Source organism: Rubrivivax albus, from assembly GCF_004016515.1.
In the GTDB taxonomy this organism is placed as follows: Bacteria; Pseudomonadota; Gammaproteobacteria; order Burkholderiales; family Burkholderiaceae_C; genus Rubrivivax; species Rubrivivax albus.
The window spans coordinates 1,163,011-1,178,197 of record NZ_SACT01000001.1; the positions used below are offsets into that span (position 1 = coordinate 1,163,011).

Sequence of the window (15,187 nt, forward strand, 5' to 3'; positions counted from 1 at the left end):
GGCCGCCGCCATGGTTGAGATCGAACTCGACGGCAAGAAGGTCCAGGTCGCCGAAGGCAGCATGGTGATGCATGCCGCCGACGCGGCCGGCACCTACATCCCGCACTTCTGCTATCACAAGAAGCTCAGCATCGCGGCCAACTGCCGCATGTGCCTGGTGGAGGTGGAAAAGGCGCCCAAACCCATGCCCGCCTGCGCGACGCCGGTGACGCAGGGCATGGTGGTGCGCACCAAGAGCGAGAAGGCCGTGAAGGCCCAGCAGTCGGTCATGGAGTTCCTGCTCATCAACCACCCGCTGGACTGCCCCATCTGCGACCAGGGCGGCGAGTGCCAGCTGCAGGACCTGGCCGTGGGCTACGGCGGCAGCGCCAGCCGCTACGCCGAGGAGAAGCGCGTCGTCTTCCACAAGGACGTCGGTCCGCTGATCTCGATGGAGGAGATGAGCCGCTGCATCCACTGCACGCGCTGCGTGCGCTTCGGCCAGGAAGTGGCCGGCGCGATGGAGCTCGGCATGATCCACCGCGGCGAGCACTCTGAGATCACCACCGTCACCGGCGGCACGGTCGATTCCGAGCTGTCGGGCAACATGATCGACCTCTGCCCGGTCGGCGCGCTCACGAGCAAGCCGTTCCGCTACAGCGCCCGCACCTGGGAGCTCAGCCGCCGCAAGAGCGTCAGCCCGCACGACAGCACCGGCGCCAACCTGGTGGTTCAGGTCAAGGGCAACCGCGTGATGCGCGTGCTGCCGTTGGAGAACGAGGCCGTCAACGAGTGCTGGATCGCCGACCGCGACCGTTTCAGCTACGAGGCCGTCAACAGCGAGCAGCGTCTGACCGCGCCCCGCATCAAGCAGGGCGGGCAATGGCAGACCGTGGACTGGACCACGGCACTGAACTACGTGGTCGACGGCCTGAAGAAGGTCAAGGCCGAGTTCGGCGTCGGCCAGATCGGCGCCATCGGCTCGGCGCATTCGACGGTCGAGGAACTGCACCTGCTGGCCAAGCTGGTGCGTGGCCTGGGCAGCGAGAACATCGACCACCGCGTGCGCCAGGCCGAGGCCGGCCACCGCGCGCCAGCGGGCCAGGCGTTCTGGCTGGGCCGGCCGGTCGCCGAACTGTCGACGCTGGACCGCGTGTTCGTCATTGGCAGCTTCCTGCGCAAGGACCACCCGCTGTTCGCGCAGCGCATCCGCCAGGCTGCACGCCATGGCGCCGCCGTGCACAGCTTGCACGCGCTGGCCGACGACTGGGCGATGCCGATGGGCCGCCGCCTGGTGGCCGCGCCGCTGGCCTGGGTCGATGCGCTGGCCGGGGTGGCCGCCGAGATCGCCGCGATCAACGGCGTGCCGGCGCCCGTGCCGGCCGTGCCGAGCGAGGATGCCAAGGCCATCGCCGCGTCGCTGATGATGGGCGAGCGCAAGGCACTGCTGCTGGGCAACGCCGCCATGGACCACCCGAACGCCTCGGCGCTGCTGGCGCTGGCGGCCTGGATCGGCCAGCAGGTCGGTGCCACGGTCGGCTACCTGGGTGCGGCGGCCAACAGCGTCGGCGCGCAGCTGGTGCAGGCCCTGCCGGGCGATGGCGGCCTGAGCGCGCAGCAGATGCTGACGCAGCCGATGAAGGCCGTACTGCTGCTGAACACCGAGCCGGCGCTGGACACGGCCGATGCCGCCGCCACCGTGGCGGCGATGAAGCAGGCCGGCCTCGTCGTCGCGCTGACGCCGTTCGCCGATGCGGCGGCCGACGTGGCCGACGTGATGCTGCCGATCGCGCCGTTCACGGAAACGGCAGGCACCTTCGTCAACGCCGAGGGCCGTGTGCAGGGCTTCCACGGTGTGGTCAAGCCGCTGGGCGAGACCCGTCCGGGCTGGAAGGTGCTGCGCGTGCTGGGCAACCTGCTGGGCCTCCCGGGTTTCGAGCAGGAGAGCGCCGACGAGGTGCGCGCCGAAGCGCTGGGCGACCTGTCGGCCATCGCCGGCCGGCTGAACAACGCCGCTGGTGTGCCGGTGCCCGTGCCGGCCGTGACCGCGCTGCAGCGCGTGGCCGACGTGCCCATCTACGCCACCGATTCGCTCGTGCGCCGCGCCCCGGCGCTCCAGCACACGGCCGACGCCCGCGCGCCGCGTGCCGTGCTGCCGCAGGCGCTGTGGGACAAGCTGGGCCTGCAGCCGGGCGGCCGGGTGCTGGTGCAGCAGGGCACCGTAGCCCAGGTGCTGCCGGCCGATGTCGACCCGACGCTGGCGGTTGACGTGGTGCGCGTCGCCGCGGGCCACCCCGACACCGTGGGCCTCGGCCCCATGTTCGGCCTGGTTGCCGTCGAAAAGGCCTGACCATGATCGACCAGATCAACCAGTTCGGCACCAGCCTGATGGGCCCCACGCTGTGGCTCGTGGTGTGGAGCCTCATCAAGATCATCGTGCTCGTGGCGCCGCTCATGGGCTGCGTGGCCTACCTGACGCTGTGGGAACGCAAGGGCATCGGCTGGACACAGATCCGCCCGGGTCCGAACCGGGTGGGCCCGTTCGGCCTGCTGACGCCGATTGCCGATGCGGTGAAGCTGATCTTCAAGGAGATCATCCGCCCCACCGCGGCCAACAAGGGCCTGTTCTTCCTCGGCCCCATCATGACCATCATGCCGGCGCTGGCCGCCTGGGCGGTGGTGCCGTTCGGCCCCGAGGCCGTGGTGGCCAACGTCAACGCCGGCCTGCTGTTCCTGATGGCGATCACGTCGCTGGAGGTCTACGGCGTCATCATCGCCGGCTGGGCCAGCAACTCGAAGTACGCCTTCCTCGGCGCGCTGCGCGCGTCGGCGCAGATGGTCAGCTACGAGATCGCCATGGGCTTCGCACTCGTGGTGGTGCTCATGGTCTCGGGCACGATGAACATGGCCGAGATCGTGCTGAAGCAGGGGCAGGGCACGATGGCCGACGCCGGCTGGGGCATCTTCTCCTGGAACTGGCTGCCGCTGCTGCCGATCTTCGTCGTCTACTTCATCGCCGGCTTGGCCGAGACCAACCGCCACCCGTTCGACGTGGTGGAAGGCGAATCGGAGATCGTGGCCGGCCACATGATCGAGTACTCCGGGATGTCGTTCGCGATGTTCTTCCTGGCCGAGTACGCGAACATGATCCTGGTCTCCACGCTGTGCGTGCTGCTCTTCCTAGGCGGCTGGCTGCCGCCGGTGGAGTTCCTGTCGTTCATCCCGGGCTGGATTTGGCTGGCGATCAAGGTCTTCGTCGTCGTCACCATGTTCCTGTGGGTGCGCGCCTCGTTCCCGCGCTACCGCTACGACCAGATCATGCGCCTGGGCTGGAAGATCTTCATCCCGGTGACGCTGGTGTGGCTCGTGTTCGTGGGGCTCTGGATCCAGTCGCCCTGGAACATCTGGAACTGAGAGGGCCGACGTCATGACCGCCTTCAAGGAATTCATCTCCAGCTTCTTCCTGCTGGAACTGTTCAAGGGCCTGGCGCTGACCGGCCGGCACTTCCTGTCGCCGCACATCACGGTGCAGTTCCCGGAGGAGAAGACGCCACTGAGCCCGCGGTTCCGCGGCCTGCACGCGCTGCGCCGCTACGACAACGGCGAGGAGCGCTGCATCGCCTGCAAGCTCTGCGAGGCGGTGTGTCCGGCGATGGCCATCAGCATCGAGTCCGACGTGCGTGACGACGGCACGCGCCGTACCACGCGCTACGACATCGACCTGACCAAGTGCATCTTCTGCGGCTTCTGCGAGGAGAGCTGCCCTGTGGACTCCATCGTCGAGACGCACATCTTCGAATACCACGGCGAGAAGCGCGGCGACCTGTACTTCACCAAGGACATGCTGCTGGCCGTGGGCGACCGCTACGAAAAAGAGATCGCCGCCGCCCGCGCGGCCGACGCCAAGTACCGCTGAGGCCCGGCGAGACACACACGATGGATTCCACCACCGCGCTCTTCTACGTCTTCTCGGCGGTCCTGCTGTTCGCCGCGTTCCTGGTCATCACCGCGCGCAGCACGGTGCACGCCGCGCTCTACCTGGTGCTGGCCTTCTTCAGCGCGTCCTGTGTCTGGATGCTGCTGACGGCCGAGTTCCTGGCCATCACGCTGGTGCTCGTCTACGTCGGCGCGGTGATGGTGCTGTTCCTGTTCGTCGTGATGATGCTCGACTACAACAGCGACGCGTTCCGCGAGGGCTTCTGGAAGCACTTTCCGCTGGCCGGCGTGATTGGCGCGCTGATCGCCGCAGAGATCGCGCTCGTGCTCACGCACGGTTTCGACCGCGTCGAGCCGATGCCGCTGCCGCCGGAACTGGCGCAGATCCCGAACACCAAGCTGCTGGGCATCACGCTGTACACCGAGTTCCTGTACCCGCTGCAGATCGCCGCCGTGCTGCTGCTGGTGGCCATCGTCGCCGCCATCGCACTGACGCTGCGCGGCCGCAAGGACGCGCGCCACATGGACCCGGGCCAGCAGGTGCGCGTGAAGAAGGCCGACCGGCTGAAGATCGTCAAGCTGGCGCCGGAGGTCGAGGCCCCTGCCGCGCCGGCCAAGGAAGAAGGAGGCCAGCCATGAGCGGGCTCACCCTGGGGCACTACCTGTCGCTCGGCGGCATCCTGTTTGCGCTGTCGGTGGTCGGCATCTTCCTGAACCGGCGCAACCTGATCGTGCTGCTGATGGCCATCGAGCTGATGCTGCTGGCCGTCAATCTGAACTTCGTGGCCTTCTCGCACTACCTGGGCGACATGGCGGGCCAGGTGTTCGTGTTCTTCATCCTCACCGTGGCCGCCGCCGAATCGGCGATCGGCCTGGCCATCCTCGTCGTGCTGTTCCGCAACCGCTCGTCCATCGACGTCGGCGAACTCGACGCACTGAAGGGGTGAGCGCAACATGATCTCCGAATCCCTGCTCCTCACCGCCGCGCTGGCACCGCTGTTCGGCGCCATCGTGGCCGGCCTGTTCGGCGGCTTCATCGGCCGCAAGGCGTCGCACTGGGTCACCATCCTGGGCGTGGCCGTGTCCTTCGCGGCGTCGGTGATGACGCTGGAAGCCGTGGCGCTGGACGGCGCACGCTTCAACGCCACCGTCTACGAGTGGATGGTCATCGGCGGTCTGAAGATGGAGGTCGGCTTCCTGGTCGACGGCCTGACGGCGATGATGATGGTGGTGGTGACCTTCGTGTCGCTGATGGTGCACATCTACACCATCGGCTACATGGAGGAGGACGACGGCTACCAGCGCTTCTTCTCCTACATCAGCCTGTTCACCTTCTCGATGCTCATGCTGGTCATGAGCAACAACTTCTTGCAGCTGTTCTTCGGCTGGGAGGCGGTGGGCCTGGTGTCCTACCTGCTGATCGGCTTCTGGTACAAGAAGCCGACGGCGGTGTTCGCCAACATGAAGGCCTTCCTGGTCAACCGGGTCGGCGATTTCGGCTTCATCCTCGGCATCGGCCTGCTGCTGGCCTACGGCGGCAGTCTCAACTACGGCGAGACCTTCGCCCAGGCGCACACGATGTCGCAGCAGGTGCTGCCCGGCACCGACTGGAACCTGCTGACGGTGGCCTGCATCTGCCTGTTCATCGGCGCGATGGGCAAGAGCGCGCAGGTGCCGCTGCACGTCTGGCTGCCCGACTCGATGGAAGGCCCCACGCCGATCTCCGCGCTGATCCACGCGGCCACGATGGTGACGGCGGGCATCTTCATGGTCAGCCGCATGTCGCCGCTGTTCGAGCTGTCGGAGACCGCGCTGAGCTTCGTGCTGGTGATCGGCGCCATCACCGCGCTGTTCATGGGCTTCCTGGGCATCATCCAGAACGACATCAAGCGCGTGGTGGCCTACTCCACGCTGAGCCAACTGGGCTACATGACGGTGGCGCTGGGCGTGTCGGCCTATCCGGTGGCCGTGTTCCACCTGATGACGCACGCCTTCTTCAAGGCGCTGCTGTTCCTGGGCGCCGGCTCGGTGATCATCGGCATGCACCACGACCAGGACATCCGCAACATGGGTGGCCTGCGCAAGTACATGCCGATCACGTGGATCACCTCGCTGCTGGGCAGCCTGGCGCTGATCGGCACGCCGTTCTTCAGCGGCTTCTTCTCCAAGGACAGCATCATCCTCGCGGTGGGCGCCAGCACGCTGCCGGGCGCGGGCTTCGCGTACTTCGCGGTCGTGGCCGGGGTCTTCGTCACCGCGTTCTACAGCTTCCGCATGTACTTCCTCGTCTTCCATGGCGAGGAGCGTTTCCGCCACAAGCCCTTCCCTGGCGAGCACGACCACGCCGATGAGCATGGCCACGTCCACGTGCACGTGCCGCACGAGACGCCGATGGTGGTCTGGGGGCCGCTGGTGGCGCTGGCCATCCCGTCGGTGCTGATCGGCGGCCTGACGATGGCGCCGATGCTGGCGGGCGACTTCTTCAAGGACGCGATCTACGTCAGCAGCGCGCACCCGGCGATGGCAGCGGTGGTCGAGCATGCCGCGCACCCCGTCGGCATGGCGCTGCACGGCTTCGTCACACTGCCGTTCTGGCTGGCGGTGGCCGGCGTGGTCACGGCCTGGGTGTTCTACCTGAAGGCGCCGCACATCCCGGCGGCCATCGACCGCTCGCTGGCGCCGGTGCGCACGGTGCTGGAGAACAAGTACTACTTCGACGCCTTCAACGAGAAGGTGCTGGCCGCGCTGGCGCGTGCGCTGGGCACCGGCCTGTGGAAGGGCGGCGACCAGGCGCTGATCGACGGCGCGCTGATCAACGGTTCGGCCAAGGGCGTCGGTGCGCTGGCCGGAGTGGTCCGTCGCCTGCAGACGGGGCAGCTGTACTGGTACGCACTGGTGATGGTGGTCGGCATCTTCGGCTTCCTGACCTGGCGCCTGTGGCCCCTGCTGGCCGGCTGACGAACACAGAGAACAAACATGGGTCTCCTGAGTGCATCGATCTGGCTGCCGATCGTCTTCGGCGTGCTGGTCCTGGCGGTGGGCAACGACCGCGAGCCCGCCATCGCGCGTGCCGTGGCGCTGGTCGGCGCGCTGGTGTCGCTGGCGGTCACGATCCCGCTGATCACCGGCTTCGACGTCTCGACGGCGCAGATGCAGTTCGTCGAGAAGTTCGCCTGGATCGAGCGCTTCAACGTGCACTACCACCTGGGCGTGGACGGCCTGTCGATGTGGTTCGTGCCGCTGACGGCCTTCATCACCGTCATAGTCGTGATCTCGGCGATGCAGGTGATCACCGAGCGCGTGGCCCAGTACATGGGCGCCTTCCTGATCCTCTCGGGCCTGATGATCGGCGTGTTCAGCGCGCTCGACGGCCTGCTGTTCTACGTCTTCTTCGAGGCCACGCTGATCCCGATGTACATCATCATCGGCATCTGGGGCGGCCCGAACCGCGTCTACGCGGCCTTCAAGTTCTTCCTCTACACGCTGCTGGGCTCGCTGCTGATGCTGGTGGCGCTGGTGTACCTGTACTTCAAGAGCGGCGGCAGCTTCGACATCCTGACCTGGCACCAGTTGCCGCTGGCGATGACGCCGCAGGTGCTGCTGTTCTTCGCCTTCTTCGCCGCCTTCTCGGTCAAGGTGCCGATGTGGCCGGTGCACACCTGGCTGCCCGATGCCCACGTGGAAGCGCCCACCGGCGGCTCGGTGGTGCTGGCGGCCATCATGCTCAAGCTCGGCGCCTACGGCTTCCTGCGCTTCTCGCTGCCGATCGCGCCCGACGCCAGCCGCGAATGGGCCTGGTTGATCGTGGCGCTGAGCCTGATCGCGGTGCTCTACATCGGCCTCGTGGCGCTGGTGCAGCAGGACATGAAGAAGCTGGTGGCCTACAGCTCCATCGCCCACATGGGCTTCGTCACGCTGGGCTTCTTCCTCTTCGACGAACTGACGATGGCCGGCGGCATCGTGCAGATGGTCAGCCACGGCTTCGTCTCCGGCGCGATGTTCCTGTGCATCGGCGTGCTCTACGACCGTGTGCACTCGCGGCAGATCTCGTCCTACGGCGGCGTGGTCAACACCATGCCCAAGTTCGCCGCCTTCGCGGTGCTGTTCGCGATGGCCAACGCCGGCCTGCCGGGCACGGCCGGCTTCGTCGGCGAGTGGATGGTGATCCTGGGCGCGGTGAAGGTGAACTTCGTCGTCGCGCTGCTGGCGGCCACCACGCTGATCTTCGGCGCCGCGTACACGCTGTGGATGGTCAAGCGCGTGTACTTCGGTGACGTGGCCAACGACGACGTGCGCCAGCTGACCGACATCAACGCCCGCGAGTTCGCCATGCTGGCCGTCCTGGCCGCGGCCGTGCTGGCCATGGGCCTGTACCCCAAACCCTTCACCGACGTGATGCAGGTCTCCGTGACCCAGCTGCTGCAGCACGTCGCGGTCTCGAAGCTGAACTGACGCAGAGGCCGCCATGGAACACATGAACTGGTTCATCGTCACCCCCGAGATCTGGCTGCTGGGCCTGGCCTGCGGCGTCGCGCTGCTCGATCTCTTCGTCACCGACCCCGAGCGCAAGCCGACCTTCTGGCTCACGCAACTCGGCCTGGCCATCTTCGTGGTGCTGCACCTGCAGTTCTTCCTCGATGGCCACAACCTCTACGGCCTCAGCGGCATGGTGGTGTCCGACCCCATGGGCCACCTGCTGGCGCTGTGCGCCGGCCTGGCCACGATGCTGACGCTGGCCTACGCCTGGCCTACGCTGGCGGCGCGCGACATGCTCAAGGGCGAGTTCTTCTCGCTCACGCTGTTCAGCCTGCTGGGCGTGTCGGTGATGACCTCGGCCAACCACTTCCTGGTCATCTACCTGGGCCTGGAGTTGATGAGCCTGTCGCTGTACGCCCTGGTGGCGCTGCGGCGTGATCACCTGGTGGCCACCGAAGCGGCGATGAAGTACTTCGTGCTGGGCGCGCTGGCCAGCGGCTTCCTGCTCTACGGTCTGAGCATGATGTACGGCGCCACCGGTTCGCTGGTGATCCCCGATGTCTTCGAGAAGATTGCCACCGGCGCCATCAACCGCGACGTGCTCGTCTTCGGCGTGGTGTTCGTCGTCGCCGGGCTGGCCTTCAAGCTCGGCGCGGCGCCGTTCCACATGTGGGTGCCCGACGTCTACCAGGGTGCACCCACCGCGGTCACGCTGCTGATCGGCGCCGCGCCCAAGCTGGCGGCGTTCGCCATCACCATCCGCCTGCTGGTGGAAGGCATGCTGGGCCTGGCGGTGGACTGGCAACAGATGCTCGTCGTGCTGGCCGTCGCGTCGCTGCTGGTCGGCAACATCGCGGCCATCGCGCAGAGCAACCTCAAGCGCATGCTGGCGTACTCCACCATCTCGCAGATGGGCTTCGTGGTGCTCGGCCTGTCGGCCGGCGTCGTCAGCGGCAACACCGTGTCGGCCGGCAACGCCTACAGCTCGTCGATGTTCTACATCGTCACCTACGTGCTGACCACGCTGGGCACCTTCGGCCTGATCCTGTTCATGTCGCGCCAGGGCTTCGAGGCCGAGGAGATCAGCGATCTCGCGGGTCTCAACCAGCGCGCGCCCTGGCTGGCCGGGGTGATGGCCGTGTTCATGTTTTCGCTGGCCGGCATCCCGCCGATGGTGGGCTTCTTCGCCAAGCTGGCGGTGCTGCAGGCCCTGGTGTCCACCGCGGTTACCGGCTACATCGTGCTCGCCGTGGTGGCGGTGCTGATGTCGCTGATCGGCGCCTTCTACTACCTGCGCGTCGTCAAGGTCATGTACTTCGACGCGCCGGTGGATCAGGAGCCCGTGCAGCGTGGCAGCGGCGTGACGGCGCTGCTGGCCCTCAACGGTGCGGCCGTGCTGCTGCTGGGGCCGCTGTCCGGCGGCCTGCTGGCCGCCTGCCGCGACGCCATCGTCAAGGCCCTGGCCGGCTGATCGGCGGCGCGCCCGCCGATGGCCGACGCCCCGACACCCGGTGCCGCGCCCGACGCCCACCTGATCGAACGCACGGTCGGCAGCGAGACGCTGCTGACCGGCCGCTTTCTGCGCGTGCAGCGCGATACCGTGGCCCTGCCCGACGGCGCGCAGGCCACACGCGAGTACATCCGCCACCCCGGTGCGGTGATGGTGGTGCCGCTGCTGGACGACGGCCGCCTGCTGATGGAGCGCCAGTGGCGCCACCCGCTGCAGCGCGTGCTGCTGGAGTTCCCGGCCGGCAAGCTCGACGCCGGCGAAGCGCCGCTGGACTGCGGCCGCCGCGAACTGCTGGAGGAAACCGGCTACCGGGCCACCGAGTGGGCCCATGCCGGCTGGATGCACAATGCCCCGGCGTATTCCGACGAGGGCATCGACGTCTGGTTCGCGCGTGGCCTCGTCGCCGGCCCTCAGCACCTGGACGACGGCGAGTTCATCGAGACCGTGGCCATGAGCCCGGCCGAGCTGGATGCGCTGGCCGGCCGTGGCGAACTCACCGACGCCAAGACACTGGTGGGATTGTTGTGGTTCCAGCGTTGGGTTTCCGGCGGCTGGCCGCTCAGCTGGCAGCAACCGGGCTAGGATGCACGGCATGAAGGTGCTGGATCTGCGCTGCGCCCACGGTCATGGCTTCGAAGGCTGGTTCGGGTCGGACGACGATTTCGTCGACCAGAACGGGCGCGGGCTCATCGAGTGCCCGATGTGCGGCGACCGCGTGGTCACGCGCATGCCCAGTGCGCCGCGGCTGAACCTCTCCGGTGCGCGGGCGCCTCGCGACGATGCCGCGGAACCGACGACGCAGACGGCCGTTGCCCCTGCTGCCGGGGATCTGCAGGCGGCCTGGCTGGCCGCGGCACGTGCGGTGCTGGCCCGCACCGAGGACGTGGGCGAGCGTTTCGCCGAAGAGGCGCGCCGCATCCACTACGGCGAATCGGAGAACCGCGGCATCCGCGGGCAGGTCTCCTCCGAGGAGCGTGAAGCGCTGCGCGACGAGGGCATCGAGACCTTTGCGCTGCCGCTGCCCGCGGCCCTGAAGGACCCGCTGCAGTAGCGGGCGGCCGCGGCGCGGTGCGGCCGCCACGCGGCAAGGCCGGCCGCTACAACACGCGTCCGGGGTTGAACAGCCCCTGCGGGTCCAACGCCTGCTTGATCCGCTTCATCATCGCCAGCGCCACCGGAGGCTTGCGCTCGGCCATCTCGTGCACCTTCAACTGGCCCACGCCGTGTTCGGCCGAAAAGCTGCCGCCATGGGCCGCCACGGCGTCGTAGACGATGCGGTTGACCTCGTCCTCCCGTTCGCGCAGGAAGGCAGCGCCATCGGCCCCGGCCGGCGCCTGCACGTTGTAGTGCAGATTGCCATCGCCCAGGTGGCCGAAGTTGACCAGCTGCACGCCGGGGATGGCCGCGCGCAGTGCAGCGTCCGTGGACGCGCAGAACGCGGGGATCGCCGACACCGGCAGCGAGATGTCGTGCTTGATGTTCAGGCCTTCCTCGGCCTGCGCCAGCGGGATCGACTCCCGCAGGTGCCACAGCCCGCGCGCCTGCGCGATGCTCTCGGCCACCACGGCATCCGTGACGAGGCCCTGTTCCAGCGCCGCGCCCAGCATGGCCTCGAGCCGCGCGCGTGCCGGTGCCTCGCCCTCGGCGTCGGCCAGCTCCAGCAGCACGGTCCACGGCGCGCCGGGCAATGGCCGGGGGAGGGCGGGGAAGTGCTTCTCCACCAGGGACAGCGCGTAGCGTTCCATCACCTCGAAGCCGGTCAGCCCGGCATCGAGCCGGCTGCGCGCCAGGCGAAGCAGGGCCAGGCAGTCGGCCAGTGATCCACAGGCGGCCAGGGCCGTCAGCGTGGCCGCCGGCTGCGGGAACAGCTTCAAAGTGGCCGCGGTGATGACGCCCAGCGTGCCCTCGCTGCCGATCATCAGGTGGCGCAGGTCATAGCCGGTGTTGTCCTTGCGCAGGCCCGACAGACCGCCCCAGACATCGCCGTCGGCGGTCACGACCTCCAGCCCAAGACAGAGCTCGCGCGCGTTGCCGAACCTCAGCACCTGCGTGCCGCCGGCGTTGGTGGCCAGGTTGCCGCCAATGGTGCAGCTGCCCTCGGCCGCCAGACTGAGCGGGAACCACAGGCCGGCCTCGCGCGCCATCTGCTGCACGGCCTGCAGCACCGCGCCGGCTTCCACCGTGAGGGTCAGGTTGTCGGCGTCCAGCCGCCGCAGGCGGTTCATGCGCTGCAGGCTCAGCACCACCTGGCGGCCGCTGGCGTCGGGCACGCCGCCACCCACCATGCCGGTGTTGCCACCCTGGGGCACCAGCGGCGTGCCGTGTGCGGCGCAGGCGCGCACCACCGCAGCCACCTCCCCGGTGCTGCCCGGACGCACCACTGCCAGCGCCTTGCCGCGCCAGCGGCGGCGCCAGTCGAGTTCGTAGGCGCCGAGGTCGCCGTCGGTCAGCACGTTGGCGGCGCCGACGGCGTCGCGCAGGGCCTGGAGCAGGGCGTCTGGGTTCATGCGTTGAGCAGTCGTCCCTGGCGCAGGCGCCAGCGGATGTACATCGTGCAGGCGGCGAACAGCCCCAGGGTCAGCGCGATCTCGGCGATCGCCAGCACCTGCGACATGCCCGACTCGGTGGTGGCGCGCACCACGCCTTCGGTGAAGTAGAACCACACCAGCAGGCTGAGCCAGCGGTAGGTGTACAGGCGGTGACGCAGCAGGCCGGCCAGGCACAGCACCAGCGGCAGCACCTTGAGCGCCAGCGTGCCGCTGCCGGTGGGCGCCAGCCACAGCTCCCATGCCACGCCCAGCACGATCAGGCCGCCGGTCATGGCCAGCGCCAGGGCTTGCATGCGCTGCGTGGTCGGGTCGGCGGCGCGCGCCGACGATGCATCCTGGGTCATGCGGCATCATAGCCAGCATGTCCAAGACCCTGGTCACCGCGCCCTGGCGGGAACAGCTGCAGGAGTCGCTGCATTCGCTGCGCGAGTGGCCCTGGTTCGACACCCTGCGCACGCTGCGCCAGCGCTTCGGCGAAGACCGCCTGGGCCTCACTGCCGGCAGCCTGACCTTCACCACGTTGATTGCCCTGGTGCCCTTGTTCACCGTGGCGCTGGCGCTGTTCAGCGCCTTTCCGATGTTCGCCAGCTTTCAAGGCGCGCTGGAGAAGGTGCTGCTGCAGGCCCTGGTGCCCGAGGCCATTGCCAAGCCGGTGCTGCGCGCGCTCACGCAGTTCGCCACCAAGGCTCGCGGCATCGGCGGCGTCGGCCTGGTGCTGTTCGGCGCCACGGCACTGGCCATGATGCTGACCATCGACCGCACGCTCAACGCCATCTGGCGCGTGCGGCGGCCGCGGCCCCTGGGCCAGCGCCTGCTGGTCTACTGGGGTGCGCTCACGCTGGGGCCGCTGGTGGTCGGCATCAGCCTGACGCTGGCGTCCTACGCCTTCACCGCGTCGCGCGGCATGGTCGAGGCCCTGCCCGGTGGCCTGTCACTGGTGCTCGACTTGCTGGAGTTCGGCCTGCTGGCCGCCGCCATGGCGGCGCTGTTCCATCACGTGCCCAACACCTGGGTGCGCTGGCGCCACGCCATCGCCGGCGGCCTGTTCGTCGCCGTGGCGATCGAGCTGGCCAAGGCCGGCCTGGCCTGGTACCTGAAGTCGGTGCCCAGCCTGTCGGCGGTCTACGGCACCTTTGCCACGCTGCCGATCCTGATGCTGTGGGTCTACCTGGCCTGGGTCATCGTGCTGCTGGGCGCCGTGATCGCGGCCTATGCCCCGAGCCTGAGCATGCGGGTGGTGCGCCAGGCCGACACGCCCGGCCTGCGTTTCGCGTTGTCGCTGCGCGCGCTTCGGCTGATCCGCGACCGCCAGGGCGCCAGCCTGGGCGACATGGCGGCGGCGATGCGACTGGATCCGCTGCAGCTGGAGCCGGTGCTCGACCAGCTCGTGGCCATGGACTGGATCGGGCGGCTCGACGAAGAGGGCGCCGCGCGCTACGTGCTGTTGACCGACCTCGAACGGACGGCCGCGGCGCCTTTGCTGGACACCCTGCTGCTGGCCCCGTCGGCCGCCGTCGAAGGTTTCCGGCGCGAGACTGGCATGGACCGCATGTCGCTGGCCGCGCTGCTGCGCTGACGCGCCACCCTCCGCGCGGCTGCCCGGCGCGGCCCGCTCAGCGCGGCCGCAGCAGGTGGCTCAGTGCCATGCGGTAGCCGTCCACCCCGAAGCCGGCGAGCACGCCTTTGGCGATGCCCGACAGGTACGAGTGATGGCGGAACGCCTCGCGCGCATGCACGTTGCTGATGTGCACCTCGATGAACGGGATCGCCACGCCGGCCAGCGCATCGCGCAGCGCCACGCTTGTGTGCGTCAGCCCGCCCGGGTTGATGACGATGGCGTCCACGCCTTCGGAACGTGCGGCGTGGACGCGGTCGATCAGCGCGCCTTCGTGGTTGCTCTGGAACGCCTGCAGCGTGGCGCCATGCTCGGTCGCCAGGGCGGCGCAGATGGCCTCCACCTCGGGCAGCGTGGTCGCGCCGTAGGTCTGCGGTTCGCGCGTGCCCAGCAGGTTCAGGTTGGGGCCGTTGAGCAGCAGGATCTTCATCGTTCGGGCGCCGGGGCGCTGGGGTGTTCGCGCTGCCATTGTGCCAAGGCGGACCGGCGTACCGGCGCGTCGTCCGATGCAGCCGGTTCCCGGCCCCCGCCGGTCCCACGTGGGCGCCCGCCGTGTCAGTCCGGATCGCCCAGGTACACCAGGTCCATCGTGATCACACCGGTGCAACTCTCGCCACCGCAGCTGGCGGTCTTGAACGACGAGTTCAGCAGCAGTTGGAGCATGTCGCCCAGGAACTGCTGCGACACCGGCGTCTCGCTGGCGATGCTGTTGACGCGGCCGAATGTGTCGATCTCGAGGTTCAGCCGCAGCGCCTGGCCGACCGGCCCACGCACGCGGCGCAGCCGCTCGATCAGCGGCGCGGTGCCGACCTTGGGGTACGGTGGCTCCATGCCGGGCTTCAGGTGCTTGACCTGGGCGCGGATGACGGCAGCACGATCATCGTCGCTGAGGCGATTCCAGGACCGCCCGGGAGCCACGCGCACGCCGTCGAACTCGATGGCGAATGTCACCGGGCGCTTGCGGTTCGGGCTCAGCTGGTCGTAGCGCGGCTCGAAGAACTCCCAGGTGGCCGTCTCGGCGGCCAATGCGGCGGACGGCAGCAAGGCCATCACGGCGCTGGCGCCCAGGCCGGCCGCCAGCAGTCGCAGAGAAAGGGCACGGCGGGTCAACATGGCGAAACC

Annotated in this window: 15 protein-coding genes; 11 read left to right on the forward strand and 4 right to left on the reverse strand. The window is 68.6% G+C overall.

What is annotated here, in order from left to right; genetic code table 11:
• Positions 1-10: 10 nt before the first annotated feature.
• From nuoG to ENE75_RS05495, 10 genes are read left to right on the forward strand one after another with little or no spacing between them, the layout of a single operon-like run.
• On the forward strand, positions 11-2,329 hold the full coding sequence (nuoG, locus tag ENE75_RS05450) for an NADH-quinone oxidoreductase subunit NuoG (RefSeq protein ID WP_128196343.1): 2,319 nt from the start codon (positions 11-13) through the stop codon (positions 2,327-2,329).
• A 2-nt stretch (positions 2,330-2,331) separates the two neighbouring features.
• Positions 2,332-3,393 carry an NADH-quinone oxidoreductase subunit NuoH gene (gene nuoH, locus ENE75_RS05455; RefSeq protein WP_128196345.1) on the forward strand — a complete coding sequence of 354 codons (1,062 nt, stop codon included), beginning with the start codon at positions 2,332-2,334 and terminating at the stop codon, positions 3,391-3,393.
• 13 nt (positions 3,394-3,406) lie between these two features.
• Positions 3,407-3,895: an NADH-quinone oxidoreductase subunit NuoI gene (gene nuoI, locus ENE75_RS05460; RefSeq protein ID WP_128196347.1), complete on the forward strand. Its 489-nt coding sequence runs from the start codon at positions 3,407-3,409 to the stop codon at positions 3,893-3,895.
• Between the two features lie 20 nt (positions 3,896-3,915).
• Positions 3,916-4,554, forward strand: coding sequence for an NADH-quinone oxidoreductase subunit J (locus ENE75_RS05465; protein ID WP_128196349.1), 639 nt, complete (start codon positions 3,916-3,918; stop codon positions 4,552-4,554).
• On the forward strand, positions 4,551-4,862 hold the full coding sequence (gene nuoK / locus ENE75_RS05470) for an NADH-quinone oxidoreductase subunit NuoK (protein WP_128196351.1): 312 nt from the start codon (positions 4,551-4,553) through the stop codon (positions 4,860-4,862). Before ENE75_RS05465 ends, nuoK begins: the two co-directional genes overlap by 4 nt.
• A gap of 7 nt (positions 4,863-4,869) precedes the next feature.
• Positions 4,870-6,873: an NADH-quinone oxidoreductase subunit L gene (gene nuoL / locus ENE75_RS05475; protein WP_128196353.1), complete on the forward strand. Its 2,004-nt coding sequence runs from the start codon at positions 4,870-4,872 to the stop codon at positions 6,871-6,873.
• An 18-nt stretch (positions 6,874-6,891) separates the two neighbouring features.
• Positions 6,892-8,367, forward strand: a complete 1,476-nt coding sequence (locus tag ENE75_RS05480; RefSeq protein ID WP_128196356.1) for an NADH-quinone oxidoreductase subunit M — start codon at positions 6,892-6,894, stop codon at positions 8,365-8,367.
• A 13-nt stretch (positions 8,368-8,380) separates the two neighbouring features.
• Complete coding sequence (gene nuoN / locus ENE75_RS05485; RefSeq protein ID WP_128196358.1) at positions 8,381-9,862, forward strand: NADH-quinone oxidoreductase subunit NuoN; 1,482 nt, start codon at positions 8,381-8,383, stop codon at positions 9,860-9,862.
• Positions 9,863-9,880: 18 nt separating this feature from the next.
• Positions 9,881-10,483 (forward strand): NUDIX domain-containing protein, encoded by a 603-nt coding sequence (locus ENE75_RS05490; protein ID WP_128196360.1) that lies wholly within the window; start codon positions 9,881-9,883, stop codon positions 10,481-10,483.
• A 10-nt stretch (positions 10,484-10,493) separates the two neighbouring features.
• Positions 10,494-10,952 (forward strand): DUF1178 family protein, encoded by a 459-nt coding sequence (locus tag ENE75_RS05495; protein ID WP_128196362.1) that lies wholly within the window; start codon positions 10,494-10,496, stop codon positions 10,950-10,952.
• 46 nt (positions 10,953-10,998) lie between these two features.
• Here ENE75_RS05495 and ENE75_RS05500 read toward each other — a convergent pair whose 3' ends face one another.
• Both ENE75_RS05500 and ENE75_RS05505 read right to left on the reverse strand, forming a co-directional pair.
• Positions 10,999-12,408, reverse strand: a complete 1,410-nt coding sequence (locus tag ENE75_RS05500; RefSeq protein WP_128196364.1) for an FAD-binding oxidoreductase — start codon at positions 12,406-12,408, stop codon at positions 10,999-11,001.
• Positions 12,405-12,794 (reverse strand): DUF2069 domain-containing protein, encoded by a 390-nt coding sequence (locus ENE75_RS05505; RefSeq protein ID WP_128196367.1) that lies wholly within the window; start codon positions 12,792-12,794, stop codon positions 12,405-12,407. The genes ENE75_RS05500 and ENE75_RS05505 overlap by 4 nt, the downstream gene beginning before the upstream one ends.
• A gap of 17 nt (positions 12,795-12,811) precedes the next feature.
• Here ENE75_RS05505 and ENE75_RS05510 point away from each other — a divergent pair, with 17 nt between their 5' ends.
• Positions 12,812-14,026: a YihY family inner membrane protein gene (locus tag ENE75_RS05510; protein ID WP_128196369.1), complete on the forward strand. Its 1,215-nt coding sequence runs from the start codon at positions 12,812-12,814 to the stop codon at positions 14,024-14,026.
• A 37-nt stretch (positions 14,027-14,063) separates the two neighbouring features.
• On the opposite strand, the gene aroQ is transcribed toward ENE75_RS05510, so the two are convergent.
• A complete protein-coding gene (gene aroQ / locus ENE75_RS05515) occupies positions 14,064-14,495 on the reverse strand; it encodes a type II 3-dehydroquinate dehydratase (protein WP_128196371.1) in 432 nt (143 codons plus the stop codon).
• Positions 14,496-14,620: 125 nt separating this feature from the next.
• Positions 14,621-15,178 carry a hypothetical protein gene (locus tag ENE75_RS05520; protein ID WP_128196373.1) on the reverse strand — a complete coding sequence of 186 codons (558 nt, stop codon included), beginning with the start codon at positions 15,176-15,178 and terminating at the stop codon, positions 14,621-14,623.
• Between the last annotated feature and the right edge of the window lie 9 nt (positions 15,179-15,187).